At 59.8% G+C, this 19,403-nt stretch carries 21 protein-coding genes; 6 read left to right on the top strand and 15 right to left on the bottom strand.

Annotated elements, in window-relative coordinates:
* Positions 1–268: 268 nt before the first annotated feature.
* Genes mnhG through WA845_RS00840 form a run of 7 tightly spaced genes read right to left on the bottom strand, consistent with a single transcriptional unit; the run spans position 269 to position 6,201 of the window.
* Entirely contained in the window at positions 269–598 is a 330-nt protein-coding gene (mnhG, locus tag WA845_RS00810) for a monovalent cation/H(+) antiporter subunit G (RefSeq protein WP_004440653.1), read from the bottom strand.
* Positions 598–984 (bottom strand): cation:proton antiporter, encoded by a 387-nt coding sequence (locus tag WA845_RS00815; RefSeq protein ID WP_112553478.1) that lies wholly within the window; start codon positions 982–984, stop codon positions 598–600. Before WA845_RS00815 ends, mnhG begins: the two co-directional genes overlap by 1 nt.
* Positions 981–1,460, bottom strand: coding sequence for a Na+/H+ antiporter subunit E (locus tag WA845_RS00820; protein WP_035210819.1), 480 nt, complete (start codon positions 1,458–1,460; stop codon positions 981–983). Before WA845_RS00820 ends, WA845_RS00815 begins: the two co-directional genes overlap by 4 nt.
* Positions 1,457–3,022 (bottom strand): Na+/H+ antiporter subunit D, encoded by a 1,566-nt coding sequence (locus WA845_RS00825; protein WP_112553476.1) that lies wholly within the window; start codon positions 3,020–3,022, stop codon positions 1,457–1,459. Before WA845_RS00825 ends, WA845_RS00820 begins: the two co-directional genes overlap by 4 nt.
* Positions 3,023–3,041: 19 nt before the next feature.
* Positions 3,042–3,419, bottom strand: coding sequence for a Na+/H+ antiporter subunit C (locus tag WA845_RS00830; RefSeq protein ID WP_006700064.1), 378 nt, complete (start codon positions 3,417–3,419; stop codon positions 3,042–3,044).
* Positions 3,419–3,838, bottom strand: a complete 420-nt coding sequence (locus tag WA845_RS00835; protein WP_004440637.1) for a Na(+)/H(+) antiporter subunit B — start codon at positions 3,836–3,838, stop codon at positions 3,419–3,421. The genes WA845_RS00830 and WA845_RS00835 overlap by 1 nt, the downstream gene beginning before the upstream one ends.
* Positions 3,835–6,201 carry a putative monovalent cation/H+ antiporter subunit A gene (locus WA845_RS00840; RefSeq protein ID WP_004440634.1) on the bottom strand — a complete coding sequence of 789 codons (2,367 nt, stop codon included), beginning with the start codon at positions 6,199–6,201 and terminating at the stop codon, positions 3,835–3,837. Before WA845_RS00840 ends, WA845_RS00835 begins: the two co-directional genes overlap by 4 nt.
* Positions 6,202–6,408: 207 nt before the next feature.
* Here WA845_RS00840 and msrB point away from each other — a divergent pair, with 207 nt between their 5' ends.
* Positions 6,409–6,816 carry a peptide-methionine (R)-S-oxide reductase MsrB gene (gene msrB, locus WA845_RS00845; protein WP_004440632.1) on the top strand — a complete coding sequence of 136 codons (408 nt, stop codon included), beginning with the start codon at positions 6,409–6,411 and terminating at the stop codon, positions 6,814–6,816.
* A 194-nt stretch (positions 6,817–7,010) separates the two neighbouring features.
* On the opposite strand, the gene WA845_RS00850 is transcribed toward msrB, so the two are convergent.
* From WA845_RS00850 to WA845_RS00865, 4 genes are all read right to left on the bottom strand, one after another.
* Positions 7,011–7,508, bottom strand: a complete 498-nt coding sequence (locus tag WA845_RS00850) for a GNAT family N-acetyltransferase (RefSeq protein ID WP_035210812.1) — start codon at positions 7,506–7,508, stop codon at positions 7,011–7,013.
* A 103-nt stretch (positions 7,509–7,611) separates the two neighbouring features.
* On the bottom strand, positions 7,612–8,280 hold the full coding sequence (gene trhA, locus WA845_RS00855; protein WP_004440627.1) for a PAQR family membrane homeostasis protein TrhA: 669 nt from the start codon (positions 8,278–8,280) through the stop codon (positions 7,612–7,614).
* Between the two features lie 316 nt (positions 8,281–8,596).
* Positions 8,597–8,917, bottom strand: a complete 321-nt coding sequence (locus WA845_RS00860) for a TraR/DksA family transcriptional regulator (RefSeq protein WP_006700060.1) — start codon at positions 8,915–8,917, stop codon at positions 8,597–8,599.
* A 122-nt stretch (positions 8,918–9,039) separates the two neighbouring features.
* Positions 9,040–9,450, bottom strand: coding sequence for a universal stress protein (locus WA845_RS00865; RefSeq protein ID WP_112553474.1), 411 nt, complete (start codon positions 9,448–9,450; stop codon positions 9,040–9,042).
* Between the two features lie 274 nt (positions 9,451–9,724).
* Here WA845_RS00865 and WA845_RS00870 point away from each other — a divergent pair, with 274 nt between their 5' ends.
* Both WA845_RS00870 and WA845_RS00875 read left to right on the top strand, forming a co-directional pair.
* On the top strand, positions 9,725–10,585 hold the full coding sequence (locus WA845_RS00870) for a VOC family protein (RefSeq protein ID WP_107341003.1): 861 nt from the start codon (positions 9,725–9,727) through the stop codon (positions 10,583–10,585).
* Positions 10,586–10,670: 85 nt separating this feature from the next.
* Positions 10,671–11,831 carry an AI-2E family transporter gene (locus WA845_RS00875; protein ID WP_004440617.1) on the top strand — a complete coding sequence of 387 codons (1,161 nt, stop codon included), beginning with the start codon at positions 10,671–10,673 and terminating at the stop codon, positions 11,829–11,831.
* A 76-nt stretch (positions 11,832–11,907) separates the two neighbouring features.
* Here the strand turns inward: WA845_RS00875 and WA845_RS00880 are convergent, their stop codons facing one another.
* From WA845_RS00880 to WA845_RS00895, 4 genes are all read right to left on the bottom strand, one after another.
* Positions 11,908–12,993, bottom strand: a complete 1,086-nt coding sequence (locus WA845_RS00880; protein ID WP_112553472.1) for a methylated-DNA--[protein]-cysteine S-methyltransferase — start codon at positions 12,991–12,993, stop codon at positions 11,908–11,910.
* 258 nt (positions 12,994–13,251) lie between these two features.
* Positions 13,252–13,977, bottom strand: coding sequence for a polysaccharide deacetylase family protein (locus tag WA845_RS00885; RefSeq protein WP_112553470.1), 726 nt, complete (start codon positions 13,975–13,977; stop codon positions 13,252–13,254).
* Between the two features lie 61 nt (positions 13,978–14,038).
* Positions 14,039–14,947 (bottom strand): dihydrodipicolinate synthase family protein, encoded by a 909-nt coding sequence (locus tag WA845_RS00890; protein ID WP_112553468.1) that lies wholly within the window; start codon positions 14,945–14,947, stop codon positions 14,039–14,041.
* 104 nt (positions 14,948–15,051) lie between these two features.
* Positions 15,052–15,453 (bottom strand): DUF930 domain-containing protein, encoded by a 402-nt coding sequence (locus tag WA845_RS00895; RefSeq protein WP_004440606.1) that lies wholly within the window; start codon positions 15,451–15,453, stop codon positions 15,052–15,054.
* Between the two features lie 223 nt (positions 15,454–15,676).
* Here WA845_RS00895 and WA845_RS00900 point away from each other — a divergent pair, with 223 nt between their 5' ends.
* The 3 genes from WA845_RS00900 to WA845_RS00910 all read left to right on the top strand — a co-directional run bounded on the left by WA845_RS00900 (position 15,677) and on the right by WA845_RS00910 (position 19,269).
* Positions 15,677–17,776, top strand: coding sequence for a S9 family peptidase (locus tag WA845_RS00900; protein ID WP_337322147.1), 2,100 nt, complete (start codon positions 15,677–15,679; stop codon positions 17,774–17,776).
* Complete coding sequence (locus WA845_RS00905; protein ID WP_257784218.1) at positions 17,776–17,901, top strand: hypothetical protein; 126 nt, start codon at positions 17,776–17,778, stop codon at positions 17,899–17,901. Before WA845_RS00900 ends, WA845_RS00905 begins: the two co-directional genes overlap by 1 nt.
* A gap of 357 nt (positions 17,902–18,258) precedes the next feature.
* The gene (locus WA845_RS00910; RefSeq protein WP_112553462.1) at positions 18,259–19,269 is read left to right on the top strand and encodes a glycine betaine ABC transporter substrate-binding protein; all 1,011 of its coding nucleotides are present in this window, start codon (positions 18,259–18,261) and stop codon (positions 19,267–19,269) included.
* The last annotated feature ends 134 nt before the right edge of the window (positions 19,270–19,403 follow it).

The raw sequence follows: 19,403 nt of genomic DNA on the forward strand, positions 1-19,403 counted from the left end.
CCGCGACATGGGCAGCAATGGTCCTGAGGCCCATAGATTAGACATTAATAAAATGCCTATGCCGACTATGAAGAGGCTAGATGCAAATCGCGATTAGCAACTTTACACTTAATTTGGATAACAGCAAAACAGCAAAAGTCAAATTCCTGCTGTGAATTTTTTAGTTCAAAACAGTCTAATCGGAATACAAAAAATTACGGGTAATAAAATACTATGCCTAGTAGTAATTGAAAACGCGCACCCCCTATTATTAGGGGGTAATTCAACTTCAAATTTTCTTGAGGTCATCAACTACCGATTTAACGGAAAGCGGATAACCTGCCTTGTGCGCAGCCATTGCAAGAAGATGCGCGGAAACCGGCGCCGTCAGAACGAAAAAGAAGAAACCGGCGAGCGCCCGAGCCAGCGTCGATATATCCATAGAGTGGATGCCTACCGCCAGAAGCAGCAGGCCGGAGCCGACCGTCCCCGCCTTGGATGCAGCATGCATGCGGGTGTAAACATCAGGCAGGCGATTGAGTCCGATTGCGGCGATCAGTGAAAAGGCGGCACCCGAGATCATCAGCGCCGCAACCAGGATAGCAACGATCCAACCCATTACTGCCTTCCCTTTTCTTTTCCGCTATTCACCTGAATTTTCGAGGGGTTCTCAGCGAATTCAGACCGGCGTGCGCCATCCAGAACCCCTTTCGGGCCGCGCCCGCCATCCGGTCCGCGCGACAGCACGAACCGCGCGAACGCCACCGTGGCCAGAAAACCGACGAGCCCGAGGGCAATGGCAATGTCGACATAGAGATTGAAGCCGGTGCGGATGGCAATGACCGCAATGAAGCCGATGGCGATGCCGACCAGCATGTCCAGCGCAACGATACGGTCCGGCAAGGTGGGACCAACGACAACGCGGTAGACTGTCAGCAAAAAGGCCACCGAGAGAACAACCAGCGCAAGTATATTTGCAAATGAAACTATCTGTTCCGGCGTCATTGCTGAAACGCCTCCATGATCTTCTTTTCGAAGCCGTTCTTAATGTCGTTTTTTGCGGTTTCGATATCGCTGCAATCGATTGCGTGCACGTAGAGCATCTTTCTGTCAGGGGAAACATCGACGGAAAGCGTGCCGGGCGTGAGCGTGATGAGATTGGCGAGCAGCGTGATTTCGAAATCCGTGGTTACGGTCAGCGGATAGGCAAAAATGCCGGGTTGAACGTCCAGTTTCGGGCGTGTCACCATCACGGCAACCTTCCAGGCGGAAAGCGCAAGCTCCTTGAAGAACAACAGCACCAGCGACAACACGCGGCCAAGACGCAGCCAGTGATTGCGCCCGCCGGGAAGCTGGTGGCGGATAAGCCAGAGCGCCAGCGTGGAGACGATGAGGGCGAAGATGATGTTTGCCAGCGTCAGGCTGCCCGTTACCGCAAGCCATACCGCCACGAACAGCAATTGCACGACATAGAGGCTCATGGCTTGCCTCCTTCTGGAAAGACCGAATGAATATAGGCTTGCGGGTTCCCGAGCCCGGCTGCGGCATCCTGGCTGAGATCAAGCAGGCTTTCGGGAAACAGGCCGAAGAACACGACCAGCAGCGTCAGCGCGACCAGCGGCGCGACGGAGGGCGCCGCGGCGGGCAAGGAGGGTTGCGGCAATGGCTTTGCCGCCGGACGCCAGAAACACAGAAGGAAGACGCGTCCGAAGGCGATGGTGGCGATGAAACCGGAGAGGAGAATGGCGGCGGCCAGCCACCATGCGCCGATATCGATCGCCGATTTGACCAGGACCGCCTTCGGCCAGAAGCCGGAAAAGGGCGGCAGGCCGGAACCGGCGAAAAACAGCGCGAGCGCAAGCGCCGAAAACCACGGAGCCTGCCGGTAAAGGCCGCCAAGCACGGTGAGGCTGAAACCGCCGCCGAGACGGGCGGCGTGGCCTGCGGCAAGGTAGAGCGCCGTCATCAGCACCATGGAATGCAGCGCGTAGAAGATCGCGCCCGAGACGCCTGACGGCGTGCCGATGGCGATGCCCGCCATCATGTAGCCGATGCCGGATATGACGATATAGCCGAGCATCCGGCGAATATCGTTCTGGGCGAGCGCACCCATGGCGCCGAGCACCATTGTCAGCGCGGCGGAAGCGGCGATGACGATGCTGAGTTCCTCCCGCTCGACCGGGAACAGCATCACCATGACGCGCAGCAGCGAATAGATGCCGACCTTGGTGAGCAGTCCACCGAACAGGGCGGAGACGACGATGCGCGGCGTGTGATAGGAAGCGGGAAGCCAGAAATTCACCGGAAAAGCCGCCGCCTTCATGGCGAAGGCAAGCGTGAAGAGGCTGGCAAGCGTCATCAGCGGCGCGGTTTCGCGCAGTCCGTTTGCCTTCAACGCGATATCGGCCATGTTGAGCGTGCCGAAGATGGCGTAGAGATAACCCACTGTGATCAGGAAAAGCGTCGTGCCGATGAGGTTCAGGACGGCATATTTCAACGCGCCGTCGATCTGCTCCCGCGTCGAGCCGAGCACGATGAGGCCGAAGGACGAGATCAGCAGCACTTCGAACCAGACATAGAGGTTGAAGATGTCTCCGGTCAGGAACGCGCCGGTAACGCCGGCCATCAGCAGCATCAGGAAGGGATAGAAGCCGTAACGTCTGCCGCTGGCGTCAATATCGCTGCCGGCGTGAATGGCGCCGGCCAGCGCGACGATGGCGGCCGCGAGTGACAGCAACGCGCCGGTGAGATCGGCCGTGAAGGCGATGCCGAAGGGCGGCAGCCAGCGGCCCATGACCATGGTGAACGGCCCCTGCGTGGCAACCTTCCATAAGAGGGCGGCATCGAGAACCACGAGGAGGGCCAGTGCGGTGATGGCGACCGGCGCATGGTAGCGAATGGCGTGGCGCATCATCATCAGCACCGCGCCCGCGCCGATGCACAGCGCGATCGGTAGAATGATCAGCCAGTCCGGCAGCGGCACGGGCGCCATGACGAGCGCGGCGGACAGATCGGTAACAGCGGAGGTGGGGGATGAAGCCATGTCGTTTCAGCCTCGCCGCTCAATAACCGAGCGGCGGCAGGGGCTCGCCTGCCGGTTCTGCGGTGCGCATTTCATCGGTATCGTCGGTCTGCAACTCCTGAAACGCGCGCCATGTCAGGACCAGCAGGAAACAGAAGAATGAAAAGGAAATCACGATCGCCGTCAGGATGAGCGCCTGCGGCAGCGGATTGGCAGCCCCTGCGGGCAGCGTGTCCATGCCCGCCGGAATGATCGGCGGCACCTCCCGGGTGAGCCGCCCCGCCGTGAAGAGCAGCAGGTTCACCGCATTGCCGAGAATGGCGATGCCCAGCAGCACGCGGATGCTGTGACGTGACAGCATGAGGTAGATCGCGACCGAGAAGAAGATGCCGACGAGAATGGAGAAGATCGCTTCCATCAGTCGCTTTCCCTTTCTTCCAGCGCCAGCGCAATGGATGTGATGGCACCGACCACGACCAGATAGACACCGATATCGAAGGACATGACGGTGGAGAGCGCCAGTTCGACACCGAAGAGGTTCGGGTAGACCCAAAGCCCGGTCATGAAGGGCACGCCGGCGACAATGGAAACGAGGCCGGAGAGCATCGAAAGCAGGAGCCCTGCCCCGGCAATCGCCAGCGGGTGAAAGAAGATTGCGCGCCGCACCGCCGCCACGCCATAGGCGATGCCGTAGATCGCCAGCGCCGAGACCGCGATCAGGCCGCCGATGAAGCCGCCGCCCGGCTCGTTATGGCCGCGCAGCAGGACGAAGATGGAAAACAGCACCATCAGGCTGGTGACGACGGGCGCCACGGTGCGCAGAATGAGCGTGTTCATGCCCGCGCTCCCTTCTTTTTGAACCTTTTCGCCGGCTCCTTGACCGCGGCAGGGCGGATACGGATCAGCGCCAGGATGGCAAGGCCCGTTATCATCACGACAGCGATTTCTCCCAGCGTATCCGTGCCGCGGAAATCGACGATGATGACGTTGACGACGTTCGCTCCATGGGCGATGACCTTGGAATAGCTGTTGTAGAAATCGGTCAGGCGATTGTCGAAGCTCACCTGCGTCGCGCGCATCAGGTAAAGCGCAAAGCCAGTCCCGCAGGCGATTGCAATGCTGCTGTCCAAGAGCTTCTGGCCAAGGCCGCGATGGTCGGATGGCGACAGGCGCAACCGCGTCATCACCAGCGTCAATATGACGACGGACAGCGTTTCCACCATGAACTGCGTGAAGGACAGGTCCGGGGCGCCGAACAGCAGGAAGATGACTGCCACCGCGAAGCCCTGGATGCCGAGCGCGATGATCGCCGTCAGGCGGCTCGAGGCCGTCAGCACAGCGATGAGCCCTGCCACGGCAATGGCGATGAAGGTCAGTTCATGGATCGGCGCATCCCGCGGCCATGACGGCATGGACGGCAATTCGCCATAAAGAAACAGCGGCACGAGCAGCACGGCGGCGATGACAGCGAAAGTGGCGGTAACGTAAAATTCGAGACGGCCCGGCTGGATCAGCCGGGTGATGTGGAACGACATTTTCACCAGCATTTCGATGAAGACGTCAAAGCCTCGGTCCGGCCCTGCCCCCAGCGCCCTGAAGGTGCGATCGATGAGGCCACGGACAGCGGAAAGCTGCGTATAAAGGACGATGCCGAGTGCGATGGTGAGCAGCGACAGGCCGAGCGGCACGCCGATATGCGGAATGAGCGAGATTTCCACCGGTCGCGCCTCACCGGCAATGGCGCTTGCCATGGGTGTCGAGATGTAGAAATGCGCGATGCCGGAGAACAGAGCGATGGTGAGCCCCTTCAGCGCCAGAAGCGCCGGGCCGAGCCAGAGCAGCAGCGGGCCTTCATGTGCATGTTTCGGGGTCTTTACCGGCTTGCCGAGAAAGGGTTTCAGCGCCACTGCAAAGGCGACGGCAAACATCAGCCCGTTGCCGAGAATGGCAATGCCGGTGAACAGCACGGCACGCGGATTGCCATGCGCGAGCGCATAATAAATCTCTTCCTTGGCAAGAAAACCAAAGAAGGGCGGCAGGCCGGCCATGGAAATCGCGGCCGCCAGCGCCGCCGCAAAGGTGACGGGCATGGCTCTTCGCAGGCCGCCAAGCTTCGTCACGTCGCGTGTGCCGGTCTCATGGTCGATGATACCGGCGACCATGAACAGTGCGCCCTTGAACAGGGAATGCGCCACCAGATAGAGCACCGCCGCCTCGATGGCATGGTCGGAGCCGAAACCCGTCAGCATGACCAGCAGGCCGAGCGACGACACCGTGGTATAGGCGAGCATCAGCTTGAGATCGGTCTGGCGTATGGCAAGCAGCGCGCCGGTGAGCATGGTCAGCCCGCCGAAGAAGGGCAGCAGTATCTGCCAGGCGGCGGTATCGCCCAGAACCGGATTGAGCCGCATCAGCAGATAGACGCCGGCCTTCACCATGGTCGCGGAATGCAGATAGGCCGAAACGGGGGTAGGCGCCTCCATGGCGTTGGGCAGCCAGAAATGAAAGGGAAACTGCGCCGATTTGGTGAAGGCGCCACCGAGCACCAGCAGCAGCGCGGCCAGATAAAACGGGCTGTCACGCAGGATATCGCCGCTGCGCACCAGCATCGACAGCTGCGTCATCCCGCTCATGTCCCAGATGAAGATCAGCCCGGCCAGCAGCAGCAGTCCGCCGCCGCCGGTCACCACCAGTGCCTGCAATGCGGCGCGGCGCGAGGCGGCACGTTCATGGTCGAAACCGATCAGCAGGAAGGAGGTGATGGAGGTCAGCTCCCAGTAGACGAACAGCATCAGCAGACTGTCCGAGACGACGACGCCCAGCATCGCGCCCATGAACAGCAGCAGGAAAGACAGGAATCGGCCCTGCTGCGGATGCCCCTTCATGTAGCCGCCGGCATAAAGCACGATCAGCAGGCCGATGCCGGTGATCAGCAGCGCAAATGTCAGCGACAGGCCGTCGATGAACCAGGAAAAGCTGAGATTGAAACTTGGGACCCAGGCATAACCGCCCGTCACCACGCCGCCAGCCGCCACCTGCGGCAACATCAGTGCGAAATGGACAAAGGAAAGCGCCGGCGCAATCGCCAGTATCCAGGCGGCATTGTGCCCGAATCTCTTCACCAGCGCCGGTGCGGCGAGCGCCGCGAGAAACGGCAGAAATAGCGACAGAAATGTCATCGGCGTGACATCGGACGTCATTCATATCTCCCGGGGTGTCCCCCACCCCTGCGCGCCATGGCTGGCGTTCTTGTTTCAAATCGGATTTTTCAGTTAAGGCATAGGCAATGCCTTCTCAACCCAAATCGACTCCCGGTCCCGCATCATAACGGAGTCGTTATGGGATATGTCCTCTTTCAATCCGTCATGGCGATGATTATCTGAGGCATGAACAGAAAGGATCATTCCATGAGCGATCTGACATCCCCAAAAGTGAAGAAGACCGACGCCGAATGGCGTGAGCAGCTGACGCCGGAGCAATATCGCATCCTGCGCGAGCACGGCACCGAGCGCGCCTTTACCGGGCCCTATTGGGACACATTCCAAAAAGGCCTCTACCGCTGTGCGGCGTGCGACGAGCCGCTGTTCCTCTCCGACACGAAATTCGACGCCGGCTGCGGCTGGCCAAGCTATTTCGAACCGGTGAAGCCCGGCGCAGTGACGGAACATCGCGACGCCAGCCATGGCATGGTGCGCACTGAAATCCGCTGCGCCAATTGCGGCGGTCATCTCGGCCACGTCTTCCCCGATGGCCCGCCGCCCACCGGTCTGCGTTATTGCATCAACGGCCATTCGATGGTGTTCGAGCCGGTGTGAGCCATGCCGCGTATTTCTTCTCCCCGGCGGGGAGAAGGTGGCCCGAAGGGTCGGATGAGGGGGCTACGTTAGCGATATTCGGAGAGCTTGCCCCTCATCCCGCTGCCGCGGACTTCTCCCCCTCGGGGAGAAGAGACTCGTGACACTCGACCGATCAAAAGATGGCTTAAGCTTCTTGGCTTAAGCTTCTTGGCTTAACCTAATTTCAGTTCCATACACGTCAGATCCAGCCAGCGCCCGAACTTGGTGCCGACTTCCGAGAACCGGCCCGCGACCGTGAAACCGAGGCTTTCATGCAGGCGGATGGAAGCGGTGTTTTCCGACTCGATGGCGGCGATCAGTACGTGCACGTCGTTGCCGGCGGCATGATCGATGAGCGCCTGCATCAGTTTTTTGCCGATGCCGTGGCCGCGGGCGTCCTTATGCACATAGACGGAATGTTCGCGCGTATGGCGATAACCGTCAAAAGCGCGCCAGTCACCATAGGAAGCGTAGCCCGCGACCTTGCCGTCCAGAACCGCGACGATGACGGGAAAGCCGCGCGACTTGCGGGCGGCGAACCAGTCCTTGCGATTGTCGAGATCGACCACCACCTCGTTCCAGATCGCCGTCGTGTTCACGACAGCGTCATTGTATATCTCCATGATGCCGGAGAGGTCATCAACGGTCGCGTCACGAAGTTCCATGGTCATTTTCTTAGCTCCGCCTGGTTTGCGAATACGCGGCTTTGCCGCGCCTGCGCCGAGCCTTAAGCGATGAGACGGAGACATGTCCAGCGCCGCGCTCTCACGATCTTTACGAAGCCAGGGGAACGAGGCTGAAGGCGGTGACCACGGCAAAATAGTGGACCGCAGCGGCTGCGACCACAAAACCGTGCCAGATCGCATTCTGGAAGCGCAGCTTTTCCCAGACATGGAAGATGACGCCGAGCGAATATATGACGCCGCCGGCGACGATCAGCCAGAGCGTGACCGGCGCGAGATGCGACGACAGCGGCTCGACCACCATGACGCCGCTCCAGCCCATGGCGAGATAAAGGCCGATGGCGACCCGGTCGTAACGGCCGGGAAACAGGCATTTGAGAAGGATGCCGCAGATCGCAGCGAGCCAGATCAGCCCCAGCATGACCGCGATCATGGGATCGTGGATACCGCGCATCAGAAACGGCGTATAGGTGGCTGCGATGAGAATGAAGATCGCCGAGTGATCCAGCCGGCGCAGGAACCATTTCACGTTCGAGTGCGGCCAGATATTATAGGTGAAGGAGACGGATAGGCAGACGACGAGACCGAGGCCGTAAATCCACGCCGCTGCAATGGCGCTGAGCGTACCCCATACCATCGCGTAGAAAATCAGCGCCGTTGCGCCGATAAGCGCCAGCACGATGCCGACCCCGTGGACGATGCCATCGGCGACAATCTCGTGAAAATCATACTGGCGTCCGAACCGCCACAAATCACTCATAGTCCAATCCTGTCTGCGTGCTTTCACCAAAGCATGAAGACAATATTAGACAGGAACAAGACAGCAGCCGGTTAATGGCGATCAAATTGCGTTCGGTGCTGTTGCGAAAGGAGAGGTCCTGGGTTGCCCTGCGGCCAGACCAATTGCCTGTGAAGCGAGCGGTATACACTTGTTTCTTCTCCCCGCCGGGGAGAAGCCCGCGGCAGCGGGATGAGAGGGCAAGGGTAGATGTGGTCGGAGAGCTTGCCCCCTCGTCCGGCCTTTCGGGCCACCTCCTCCCCAGCGGGAAAGAAACCCAGCCACGCTTTCCCTGCCCTCACAACGCCGCAGCACATTCCTGACAGAACGGCGTATAGGGAACAGCCTTCAACCGATCCTCCGAAATCTCGCTTCCGCATTTGACGCAGGTGCCGAAAGTGCCCTTGGCGATACGCTCGAGGGCGGCGTCGATAGCGCGCAACTCATCCTGTCCCACCTGCCCCAGCTCGTCCAGCACCTCGTCATTGCTGCGTTCGGCGGCCCTGTCATCGTCATCAGGATTGCGCGGCTCTTCGAAGTCGGCCTCGATCTTATGCAGGCGGCGATAAAGCTCGCGCTGCCGGTCACGCAGGATTTTCTCGTAACTTTCGGTATTCATGGACTTTTCCTCCAGCCGATCTTCTTGTTTTGTCGCATTTCCGGATGGAAAACCGGATTCCACTTTTCCTGGAAATGCTTGGAGGGGCGGGAAACCCGCCCGCAACCCTAAAGCGTCAAACCTTAGCGATCCACCAGCACAGAGCATTTGGCGTGGCGCACCACGCGGTCGGCGGTGGCGCCGATGAAATAGTTGCTGAAGTCAGGCGTGTGCGACGCGATGATGATGAGATCAGCCTTGTGTTCCTCTGCCGCAGCGATGATTTCCCGCGCCGGCGCGCCGCTTCTGATTTCATGGCTGCCGTTGAAACCGACCCTGGCCTTGAGGTCCGAGAGTTTCGCCTTGGCGTCCTTGATGGCGTTTTCGATGAGGTCGACAGGAAGGTCGATCGCCATATAGCCCGGCAGTTCCTCGACAACGTTGATGAGAACGATCTCGCCGTCGGGGTCCAGCAGCGCCTTGGCCTTGTCGAGAATCTTTTCTCCCTTGTCAGTGGCGCTGAGGTCTACCGGTACGATGATCTTCTTGTACATGGCTGTCTCCTTTGACGTGATCCGCCGTTGTGTCGGGCTCAAGCTCATATTTGCCGGCCGGCGCAGCCTTCACCTTGATCGAAGTCAAAGCCGAAGCCATGCCGGAACAGGGCATTGTCAACGAATAGTGGACAGTCAATCGCCAACTGGTGATCTTTGCTGAACGACGAAACCTGCCCATATTCGTCTTCGACAAACGCCGCAAAGCGGCGAAGCCGACCTCGTCGGCAACCGGCCCACCCCTTGGCGCGTCGGAATCAATATGGAGATGATGATGAGTGAAATCAAACAATTCGCCCTGACGCGGCCGGCCTATGTCGGCCAGGCCCATCTCGTCGTTCACGATCTGCCGCGCGTTTCGGATTTCTATCAAAAGATCATCGGTCTTTCCGTTCTTGAAAAGAACCCGAGCGGCGAGGTGCTTGGCGTCGGAGGCCAGCCGCTGCTCACGCTTTCCACCTCCAGCACGGCGGAACGCGCGCCGCGCAATGCCGCAGGCCTGTTCCACACCGCATTCCTGATGCCGAGCCGCGATGACCTCGCGCACTGGCTGGCACATGCCGCTCAGAACAATGTTCAGCTTCAGGGTGCGTCTGACCATCTGGTCAGCGAGGCAATCTATCTCGCAGATCCGGAAGGCAACGGCATAGAGGTCTATCGCGACCGGTTGCCGGAAGAATGGACCTACCAGCCGGATGGCACGGTGGAGATGGCGACAATCGGCCTCAATCTTCAGGCGCTTTACGACAGCGCCCCGAAGGCGGCCTTCACCGGTGCAGCGGAGGGAACCGCCATCGGCCACATTCACCTGCAGGTCGGCAATATTCCGCAGGCGGATGAGTTTTATCAGGATGTGCTGGGGCTTAAGATCATGGCGCGGTATCCCGGAGCAAGCTTCTTCGGATCGGGCGCGTATCACCACCACGTGGCCGCCAATATCTGGAACAGCCGTGGCGCCGTGGCCCGCAGGGAGAACATGACCGGGCTTTCCGGTTACTCGCTGAAATTCAACGAGCCGGCCGCGCTTGAGACGGCTCTTGCCGCACTCGACCGGCTGGAAATCTCCACCGAAAGGCAAAGTGACGGCGTCTTTTTGAAGGATCCGTGGGGCATAGGGCTAAAGCTTTCCGCATAAACGCTGAACGGGGCGGCAGAAATTTCAGCCGCCCCGGAACCGCCGGATTTGTCGGACGTTAACCTCTTTATTGGGGGATAGTCCGATGAATGAGAATGCCAAGCCGGATCTTTCCGGCACTGCGGCCTTGCCAGTAGACAAGGCCGATCCGCTTGCGACACCCGCCTCTGTTTCACAGCGGGATGACGCGCGCAGTCAGCAGCCGCTGGGGCGCGAGGCGCTTGACGTTTTCGTTGCCTGGTCGGTCATCGGCATTTTCCTCATCATGTCCATGGCGGTGATTCACGAATTATCGATGATTCTCATGCCCGTCGTCATGGCTGTCGTCGTTGGCATGATCCTGGGCATCTCCGCCGAAAAACTGGCCTCCTACGGCATTCCGGGTGCCGGTGTCGCCATCATCCTGTCCACACTCGTCGCTGCGGTCATTTTTTTCGTGGTCAATTCCCTGATCGACCCGGTCTCACAGCTGGCATCGGAAGGCCCTGCCCTGATCGAGCGCAGCATTGACCGCTTCCTTCCTTACCTCGAAAATCTGCGGTGGCTGAATATTTCCGCGGCCACGTTCAGCATGGGCTCCATGTCGATGGAATCGCTGCTGTCGCGTAGCGGCGAAATCATTTCCCTGCTTGGCGCGAATGTGACGCCGGCCATCGTTCAGGGACTGATCTTCCTGGCGGCTCTTCTAATGTTTCTCTACAGCCGGCTGCGACTGCGCAAGGCTCTCATCATGGCCTTTCCGGCGCGCCATCAAAGGCTCAGAACCATTCGCATCATCGGCTCGGTGGAGAAGGTGCTGGGCACCTATTTTGCCACGGCAAGCCTCATCTACGCCGCGCTGGGTGTGACGATGATCGTGATCGCTTATCTCGGTGGCCTCGCCATGCCGCTTCTTTGGGGGCTTTTTGCCTTTCTTTCGAGCTTCATTCCGTTTCTCGGCATCACGTTGATGACAATATCGCTGACCGTCGCCGGTATCATCACGCATGACAACATGATCCTCGCGCTGCTGCCGGCGGGAGTGTTCTTCACCATCCACCTCTTGATGGAAAACCTCGCCTTTCCGGCGGTGGTGGGCCGCAACATGGAGATCAACCCCTTCCTCGTCTTTGTGATGATCATCTTCTGGACGTGGATGTGGGGCGCGGCCGGCGCCATGCTGGCCCTGCCGTTGTCGCTGATCGTCATGACGGTGACGCGCGAACTCTTCCCCTCCCGCCGGGTCGTGCCGAACCTGCCGGATTGAACGGCGGATACAGAGGCGGAGGGCGCGACGCGCCTCCGCCAACGGAAAATCTCCTGAAACCCCACAACGAGGCCGCTCAGGAAGCGAGCGGCATCTCGCGCACCTGCCCTTGCGCCATGCGACGCTCATGCTCGATCAGCCATTTCTTGCGCCACAGGCCGCCGCCATAACCGGTCAGACTGCCATCCGCACCGAGCACCCGGTGGCACGGCACGACGATGGCGATCTGGTTGGCACCGTTGGCGCGTGCCACCGCGCGCACGGCGGATGGCCTTTCCATGGCGGTTGCGAGTGCCGAATAGCTGACGATTTCACCCACCGGGATCTGCCGCAGGCTGCGCCAGACATCGCGCTCGAAGGGCGTGCCCTGGCCGGCAAGGCGGGTTTCGAAGGAGGCTGACTGCCCGGCGAAATAGGCCTTGAGCTCGGCTTCGATCTGACCTGTTACCGCCGTTCGGCCGAGCACCATGTCCGCGCCGGTGCGGCTCTTCAGCCGCTTCAGTTCGGCCGGAAGCGCCGGCCGGTCCGCGAATTCTAGCAGATGCAGGGCATGATCGTCGGCAACGGCGAGCATCGGACCAATCGGCGTATCGATCCAGTCACCCTTCAGGAACCCCCTGCCCTTCATGGCGGCGGGAGAGGAGCCGAAGAACTGGTTGATCGCGGCGCGGAAGCCGCTGCCGGAGTCGTAACCGGCGTCGATCTGCGCGCCGATCACCGCTTCGCCGGAAGCGATGCTTTCCACCGCATCTCCCAATCGGCGCAATCTGGCGATTTCCAGAAAGCTCATGCCGAAACGGCGCTTGAAGGTGCGGCGCACGGTGGAGGGATCATGGCCAAGCGCCACCACATCCTCCTCACGCCAGCGCCGCGCCGGTTCGTTTTCCAGCGCCGTCAGCAGTTGCGTTACCGTTTCATCGGCCGTGCCATAGGAGAGCATCGGTTTGCAGCGCTTGCAGGGGCGGAACCCCGCCTCCAGGCATTCGGCGATGGTCTCGCGGAACCGGCAGTTTTCGATCTTCGGTTTGCGCGCCGTGCAGGTGAAGCGGCAGAAGATTTTGGTCGAGGTCACGCACACATAGGCCACGCCTTCATAGGCGGGGTCCTTGTTCACAAGGGCGGAATACAGGGTTTCGGTGTCGGGGCGTTTGAACAACATCATGACGAAGATGCTAGCGCAATTTCGAACGGCACGCCGCCGAAAAACGGGCGTAGATGTGGAGGATGTTGTCAGCTCTTTTCTTCCGCGCCGTTTGAAGGAAAAGTCTGCGGCATATTTCTTCTCCCCGCCGGGGAGAAGGTGGCGCGCAGCGCCGGATGAGGGGGCAAGGGCAGAGATATGCGGAAAGCTTGCCCCTTCATCTGCCCTTCGGGCATCTTCTCCCCGGCGGGGAGAAGAAACGGGCGGCAACCTCGGAGATCAATTCCCCGGCGGCGCGAAGGATGGGTCGTCCAGCCGCGTGAAAATCACGCCGCGTGCCTTGAGCGCCAACAGGCCCTTCACCACGCCCTCGCCCGCCTCGTGGGTGGGCTGGTTGATGTGGGAGATGATGACATCGCCATTCTTCGCCGCGGCGATATGTTTGGCCGTCGCGGCAGCGCCCAGCAGCGAGCCGCCATCGCCATTGACGGAGTAACCCGCCACGCGCATGCCGAGCCGGTTGATGGTGGCCATGGACGAGCTTGTATATTTGGCCGTCGCACCCCGAAACCATTGCGGCTGGATGCCTGTGGCAGCGACGATGGCCTGACGACCGCCTTCCACTTCCTGCACGACCGCAGCTTCCGATCCCGCAGCAGCGATGCCGTAAATCGAAACGGGCTTGTCCACCGCCGGAACATGGTTTTCGCCGTGGTTTTCGATCTCGAACAGGTCGGGATTTGCCATCAGCACCGCGAGAGCCTCGCTGTTATGCTTCAGCCAGCGGGCAGTGACGAAGATCGTCGCGGGGATGCGCTCCCGCACCAGCATATCGAGAATGCGGTGGTCGGTCTTGCCCATGCAGGCGTCGAGCGTCATCGCCACCCGCACCTTGCCATCATGCTGCGGCGACATTTTCAGCGACGGCTCGACAAGGCCGTTCGCCGCAAAGGCGGTCGTGGCGGCAGAGGCAAACAGGGCAGCGAGGAGGAGACGACGTATCATTTCTGGTTCCGCAATTTCATGCAGTCATGGTGTGTGGCAATCCGCCCGCAAAGCGCCCGAATTATGGCGCGGTTTCCAGCGCGGAGAGCGCCTCCAGCGCCTCTTCCACCCGCTGGCGTTCCGCACTCGTAAGCGGCAGGATCGGTCGGGGCGGTTCGCTGACCGTCAGCGACAGGGTATTGGCGGCTGCATAGACCACGCGGATGCTGCCGAATTCCCTGAACAGCGCCCAGAGCGGCTGGAAGACAGCATCGAGCCTTTTTGCCTCCTCCGCATTGCCGGTCTGTGCCGCCCGCATCAATTGCAGCGCCGGAACCGGCAGCAGGCCGCCAATAACACTGTACCAGGTGTCACCGCCGGCGAGTGTGGCCTCGGCGCAGCCCCAGTCACCGCTATAGCCGATGGCGAAATCCTCCGACAGTTTGGGCCTGAGCCGCGCAAGCTCGCCCGCATAATCGGAATCAGCGGGCAGCGGCATCTTGATGGCGCGGATATTAGGAATATAGGCGAGCCGCACCAGAAGTTCGTCGCTGAAGGTAAAGCGGGTGGTCGTCGGGTTATTATAGATGGCGAGCGGCAGGGCCGTCGCACCCGCCACGGCGGCGAAATGGTGATAGGCCTCTTCCTGCGTCAGCGGCGTATAGGAAACCGGCGCGAGCAGCAGCGCATCGGCACCGGCGGCCTCCGCATCCCTTGCCAGCGCTACGGCTTCATCGGTGCGCAACGCCCCGACGCCGGCCATCAGTGTGCGCCTGCCCTTGAGGATGGCGGCGGCCGCTTCGATGGCGCGGCGTCTCTCCTCGCGGGTGAGATACATATAGATGCCGGTGCTGCCGAGAATGCCGACCGAATCAACTGCCGCGACATCCAGCCGCTCGATCAGGGCGGAGAAGGCTTCAACATCGACCCGCCCTGCCTCATCTGCCGGCGTTATCGGAAAAGCAGAAAGTCCTTTGAATCGTCTCGCCATGTCTGTGCCCCTCACTTCGATCAGATGTCAGGGTTACAGAGCCGGTTGCGACGGGGCAACAAAGCGGCGGCTAAACGCCGGTTCGAAACCGAAAAATTCCGTGATCAGTCATAAAGATACAACTTCTTCCACTGCTCCTCGGGAATTTTGTCGCCCACACGGTAGTCGAAGGACTGGATGCTGAGACTATCGCTCTTCAGCTGACACTTGTATCTGAGCTTGTACCATTCGCCCGAACTTCTGAAGACCGCGCCCGGCGCCTTGATGGAGTTTTTTCCCACTTCCGGATCACCGAACGTATAGGCGATCACCTTGTCCGGCTTCATGCCCTTCTGCTCGGTTGCTATCCGCTCCATCGCCTCAATGTCGCAACGCTGCTCCAGACGCTCCTCGGGAGCAAGCGCGTTCAACTGCCGCATGACGCTGGCATCAATCGCAAAAGCGGGGGTAAGGGTCTGCAAGCCAAGGAAAAAGGCAGAAAGGGCAGCGGGAAGAAGCTTTCGCATGGGTTCCTGTCAGTTTTTTCGTTTGTTCTTGACGATGGATGGCGTGCCAGCGGGCGGCACGCATCATCGCTGATTTGCCGGATATTGCCAAAATGTGATCGAAAGCTGACGAAATTGTGCCCGAACGCCATTCCGCCTGTGGAGATTTGAAACTTGATCGGCCGCAAGCCCCGCTCTACATCTTGGTGCCGCTCAAGAATTTTTACAGGAAAGCGAGTTTCCATTGCCGATTTTCAAGAACCTGCCCGCCGCCCCGACCGCCGAAAAACGCCCCGTTCAGGATACGCATCACGGCATTACCCGCACCGACGATTACGCATGGTTCCGGGCCGATAACTGGCAGGCCATGTTCAAGGACACCTCCATTCTCGACCCGGCGATCCGCGCCCATCTGGAGGCGGAAAACGCCTATATGGAAGCGGCCATGGGCGACACCAAGGCGCTTCAGGAGAAGCTTTTCGAGGAGATGAAGGGCCGCATCAAGCAGGACGATTCCTCCGTGCCCGTCAATGACGGGCCATACGCCTATGGCACGCTTTTCGTGACTGGCGGCGAGCAGCCGCATTATTTCCGCACCCCGCGCGGCGGCGGTGAGAAACAGGTGCTTTTGAACGGCGACAAAGAAGCCGAGGGCAAGGATTATTTCCGTCTTGCCGGTCTCGACCAGTCTTCCGATCACACACACGGCATCTGGGGTTATGACGACAAGGGCTCGGAATATTTCACCCTGCGCATCCGTAACCTCGAAACCGGCGAGGACCTTGCCGATATCGTCGAAAACACCGGTGGCGGCGGCGCATGGGCGCCTGACGGCAAGAGCTTCTTCTATACGCTGCAGGACGAGAACCACCGCCCTTCCAAGGTCTTCCACCATATTATCGGTGAGCCGCAATCGGCCGACCGGCTGGTCTATGAGGAGAAGGATCCCGGTTTCTTCATGGGTGTCGGTGCGTCCGTTCTCGATGATTTCATCTTCATCGACATTCACGATCATGAGACCAGCGAATATCGCATTCTCTCTACGAAAGACCTGACCGCCGAACCGGCTATCGTGGCGGAACGCGAAGAGGGCATCGAATATTCGATGTGCGAAGGCGGCGATGTCTTCTTCATCCTCACCAATGACGGCGATGCCAAGGATTTCCGCATTGTGGAAGCCCCGGTCACCGCGCCCGGCAAGGAAAACTGGAAAGAGGTGGTGCCGCATGAGCCGGGCCGGCTGATCCTCTCCGTCGATGCCTATGCCCGCCATCTGATCTGGCTGGAACGCCGTGACGGCCTGCCGCGCATCGTCATCCGCGACCGCCGCACCGGCGAGGAACATTCCATCGCCTTTGCCGAGGAGGCCTATTCGCTGGGCCTGCATGGCGCGGCGGAATATGACACCGACGTCATCCGTTTCTCCTATTCCTCGATGACGACGCCGAGCCAGCTGTTTGATTACGACATGGTGACGCGCGAACGCACACTCCTGAAGACGCAGGAAGTGCCATCGGGCCACAATCCTGATGATTACATCACCCGCCGCATCATGGCCCCTGCGCATGATGGTGAGCTGGTGCCGGTCTCCCTGCTTTACCGCAAGGACGTGCCGCTCGACGGTTCCGCCCCCTGCCTGCTCTATGGCTACGGCGCTTACGGCATCACCATTCCCGCTTCCTTCTCCACCACGACGCTGTCTCTGGCGGACCGTGGTTTCATCTATGCCATCGCCCATATTCGCGGCGGCAAGGACAAGGGTTTCGAGTGGTACGAAACCGGCAAGATGGAGCACAAGCAGAACACGTTCAAAGACTTCATTGCCGCTGCCGATCATCTCGTTCAGGAAGGCTTCACGTCTTACGAGCGCATCATCGCCGAAGGTGGTTCTGCCGGCGGCATGTTGATGGGCGCCGTCGCCAACATGGCGCCGGAGAAGTTTGCCGGCATCATCGCCGCCGTTCCCTTCGTGGACGTGCTGACAACGATGCTGGACGACACGCTGCCGCTGACGCCGCCGGAATGGCCGGAATGGGGCAATCCGCTGGAATCGGCAGAGGAATATGGCTGGATCGCCGCCTACAGCCCCTATGACAATGTCGGTGCGAAGCCTTACCCGCCGATTCTGGCGCTTTCCGGCCTCACCGATCCGCGTGTGACCTATTGGGAGCCGACCAAATGGGTGGCGAAGCTGCGCGAAAAGACCACGGGTGAAGCGCCGATCCTGCTCAAGACCAACATGGCGGCCGGCCATGGTGGCAAGTCGGGCCGCTTCCAGCGGCTGGAGGAAATAGCCTTCGAATACGCCTTCGCGCTGAAGGTAGCCGGCAAGGACGCCGTCTGATGCCCGATGCGGGCGGCGTAGGCTGCCGCCCGCATCGTTTCGCACAAAAATACCTCGCGAAAAAAGATTTCAGATTATTTTTTCCACAAATTGCGGCAAAAATTTCTTATTTAAACAAAACTTGAAATTATTGGGAATTTTTATTTCGATCTACTGTATAGTCTATATTTTCTACTGAATAATAAAATACACGCCATGTATTACCCGGACAGGAAAATCGCTCCATAGATCACCTGCATGGCTGCCCTGCGCATTGCCGCGTTGCAATATCACTTTTTGGCCGTATTATGCACGGCGTTGACATATTCATGCGCCTTTTCGCCGCAGTTTCCGCGGCAATCCCGCGGCTTGTTCTGCGGATATTCTCTCGCCGGGTTTTCGGCATCTCCACGCGCCATGTCAGTTCGCCCTTGGCAATCCGGGCTTTGCAGTGCTCCCGCTTTGCCAAATGAAAACACTGCATCAGACTTGGAGGTCTCCTCATGAAGAAACTCCTGGCCTCGACCATTCTCGTAACGGGCTTTACCATCGCTGCCGGTGCAGCATCTTCCGCCAATGCCGCAGACAGCTGTGGCAGCATCACCATCGCCGAAATGAACTGGGCATCCGCCGGTGTCGCGGCCTACGTCGACAAGTTCATCATGGAAAACGGCTATGACTGCACGGTCAATGTCGTCAGCGGCGACACCACCCCCACTTTCACCTCCATGAATGAAAAGGGCCAGCCGGATATGGCGCCCGAAATGTGGGTGAACACACTTGGCACCCCCTACGAGGAAGCCGTCAAGAGCGGCAATCTCATTCAGGAAGTCAAAATCCTGAGCGAAGGCGGCGTTGAAGGCTGGTGGATTCCGAAATATCTCGCCGACGAACATCCAGACATCAAGACCGTCGAGGATGCGCTGAAGCATCCTGAACTGTTTCCCGCGCCTGAAGACGCCAGCAAGGGCGCCGTGTTCGGCTGCCCGCCGGGCTGGGGTTGCCAGCCAACCACCGCCAACCTGTTCAAGGCCCGCAAGGCTGATGAGAAGGGCTTTACATTGATCGATACCGGCTCCGCGGCCGGTCTGGATGGCTCTATTTCCAATGCCTACGAAAAGAAGCAGGGCTGGCTCGGCTATTATTGGGCTCCGACGGCCATTCTCGGCAAATACGATATGGTGAAGCTGGACGATGGCGTTCCGCTTGACCGGGCGGCTTACGACAATTGCATCGCCAAGCCCGATTGCGCCGATCCCAAGCCAAATGCCTATCCGGTGGCGGAGGTCTTCACCGTCGTGACCAAGGATTTCGCCGAAAAGGCGGGCCCTTCCATCGACTACATCCGCAAGCGGCAGTGGGACAACGACACCGTCGCCAAGGTTCTGGCGTGGATGGATGAAAATCAGGGCACCAATGAAGATGGGGCCGAATATTTCCTCGAGAACCATGAGGAACTCTGGACGAAGTGGGTTTCGCCCGAGGTGGCTGAGAAGATCAAGGCTTCGATGTGACGGGAGGCGGGGTTGGCGCAAGCCGCTTACCCCCCTCTGCCCTGCCGGGCATCTCCTCCTCAAGGGGGAGATCGACCTGCGGCGGGGGTCTCGCCCATCGCTTACGTTGAGATTTTGGAAAGGGTGCGCCCTGC

It is taken from the genome of Agrobacterium sp. CMT1 (assembly GCF_037203725.1).
Taxonomy (GTDB): domain Bacteria; phylum Pseudomonadota; class Alphaproteobacteria; order Rhizobiales; family Rhizobiaceae; genus Agrobacterium; species Agrobacterium pusense.

What these genes read in the sequence shown, in the direction of transcription:
- WA845_RS00875 (WP_004440617.1), top strand. Translation starts at nt 10,671, where the DNA reads ATGAATGAGAATGCCAAGCCGGATCTTTCCGGCACTGCGGCCTTGCCA.
- WA845_RS00825 (WP_112553476.1), bottom strand. Translation starts at nt 3,022, where the DNA reads ATGGCTTCATCCCCCACCTCCGCTGTTACCGATCTGTCCGCCGCGCTC.
- WA845_RS00830 (WP_006700064.1), bottom strand. Translation starts at nt 3,419, where the DNA reads ATGGAAGCGATCTTCTCCATTCTCGTCGGCATCTTCTTCTCGGTCGCG.
- WA845_RS00870 (WP_107341003.1), top strand. Translation starts at nt 9,725, where the DNA reads ATGAGTGAAATCAAACAATTCGCCCTGACGCGGCCGGCCTATGTCGGC.
- mnhG (WP_004440653.1), bottom strand. Translation starts at nt 598, where the DNA reads ATGGGTTGGATCGTTGCTATCCTGGTTGCGGCGCTGATGATCTCGGGT.
- msrB (WP_004440632.1), top strand. Translation starts at nt 6,409, where the DNA reads ATGAGCGATCTGACATCCCCAAAAGTGAAGAAGACCGACGCCGAATGG.
- WA845_RS00850 (WP_035210812.1), bottom strand. Translation starts at nt 7,508, where the DNA reads ATGACCATGGAACTTCGTGACGCGACCGTTGATGACCTCTCCGGCATC.
- WA845_RS00865 (WP_112553474.1), bottom strand. Translation starts at nt 9,450, where the DNA reads ATGTACAAGAAGATCATCGTACCGGTAGACCTCAGCGCCACTGACAAG.
- WA845_RS00835 (WP_004440637.1), bottom strand. Translation starts at nt 3,838, where the DNA reads ATGAACACGCTCATTCTGCGCACCGTGGCGCCCGTCGTCACCAGCCTG.
- WA845_RS00895 (WP_004440606.1), bottom strand. Translation starts at nt 15,453, where the DNA reads ATGCGAAAGCTTCTTCCCGCTGCCCTTTCTGCCTTTTTCCTTGGCTTG.
- WA845_RS00890 (WP_112553468.1), bottom strand. Translation starts at nt 14,947, where the DNA reads ATGGCGAGACGATTCAAAGGACTTTCTGCTTTTCCGATAACGCCGGCA.
- WA845_RS00860 (WP_006700060.1), bottom strand. Translation starts at nt 8,917, where the DNA reads ATGAATACCGAAAGTTACGAGAAAATCCTGCGTGACCGGCAGCGCGAG.
- WA845_RS00910 (WP_112553462.1), top strand. Translation starts at nt 18,259, where the DNA reads ATGAAGAAACTCCTGGCCTCGACCATTCTCGTAACGGGCTTTACCATC.
- WA845_RS00840 (WP_004440634.1), bottom strand. Translation starts at nt 6,201, where the DNA reads ATGACGTCCGATGTCACGCCGATGACATTTCTGTCGCTATTTCTGCCG.
- WA845_RS00815 (WP_112553478.1), bottom strand. Translation starts at nt 984, where the DNA reads ATGACGCCGGAACAGATAGTTTCATTTGCAAATATACTTGCGCTGGTT.
- WA845_RS00905 (WP_257784218.1), top strand. Translation starts at nt 17,776, where the DNA reads ATGCCCGATGCGGGCGGCGTAGGCTGCCGCCCGCATCGTTTCGCACAA.
- WA845_RS00880 (WP_112553472.1), bottom strand. Translation starts at nt 12,993, where the DNA reads ATGATGTTGTTCAAACGCCCCGACACCGAAACCCTGTATTCCGCCCTT.
- trhA (WP_004440627.1), bottom strand. Translation starts at nt 8,280, where the DNA reads ATGAGTGATTTGTGGCGGTTCGGACGCCAGTATGATTTTCACGAGATT.
- WA845_RS00885 (WP_112553470.1), bottom strand. Translation starts at nt 13,977, where the DNA reads ATGATACGTCGTCTCCTCCTCGCTGCCCTGTTTGCCTCTGCCGCCACG.
- WA845_RS00820 (WP_035210819.1), bottom strand. Translation starts at nt 1,460, where the DNA reads ATGAGCCTCTATGTCGTGCAATTGCTGTTCGTGGCGGTATGGCTTGCG.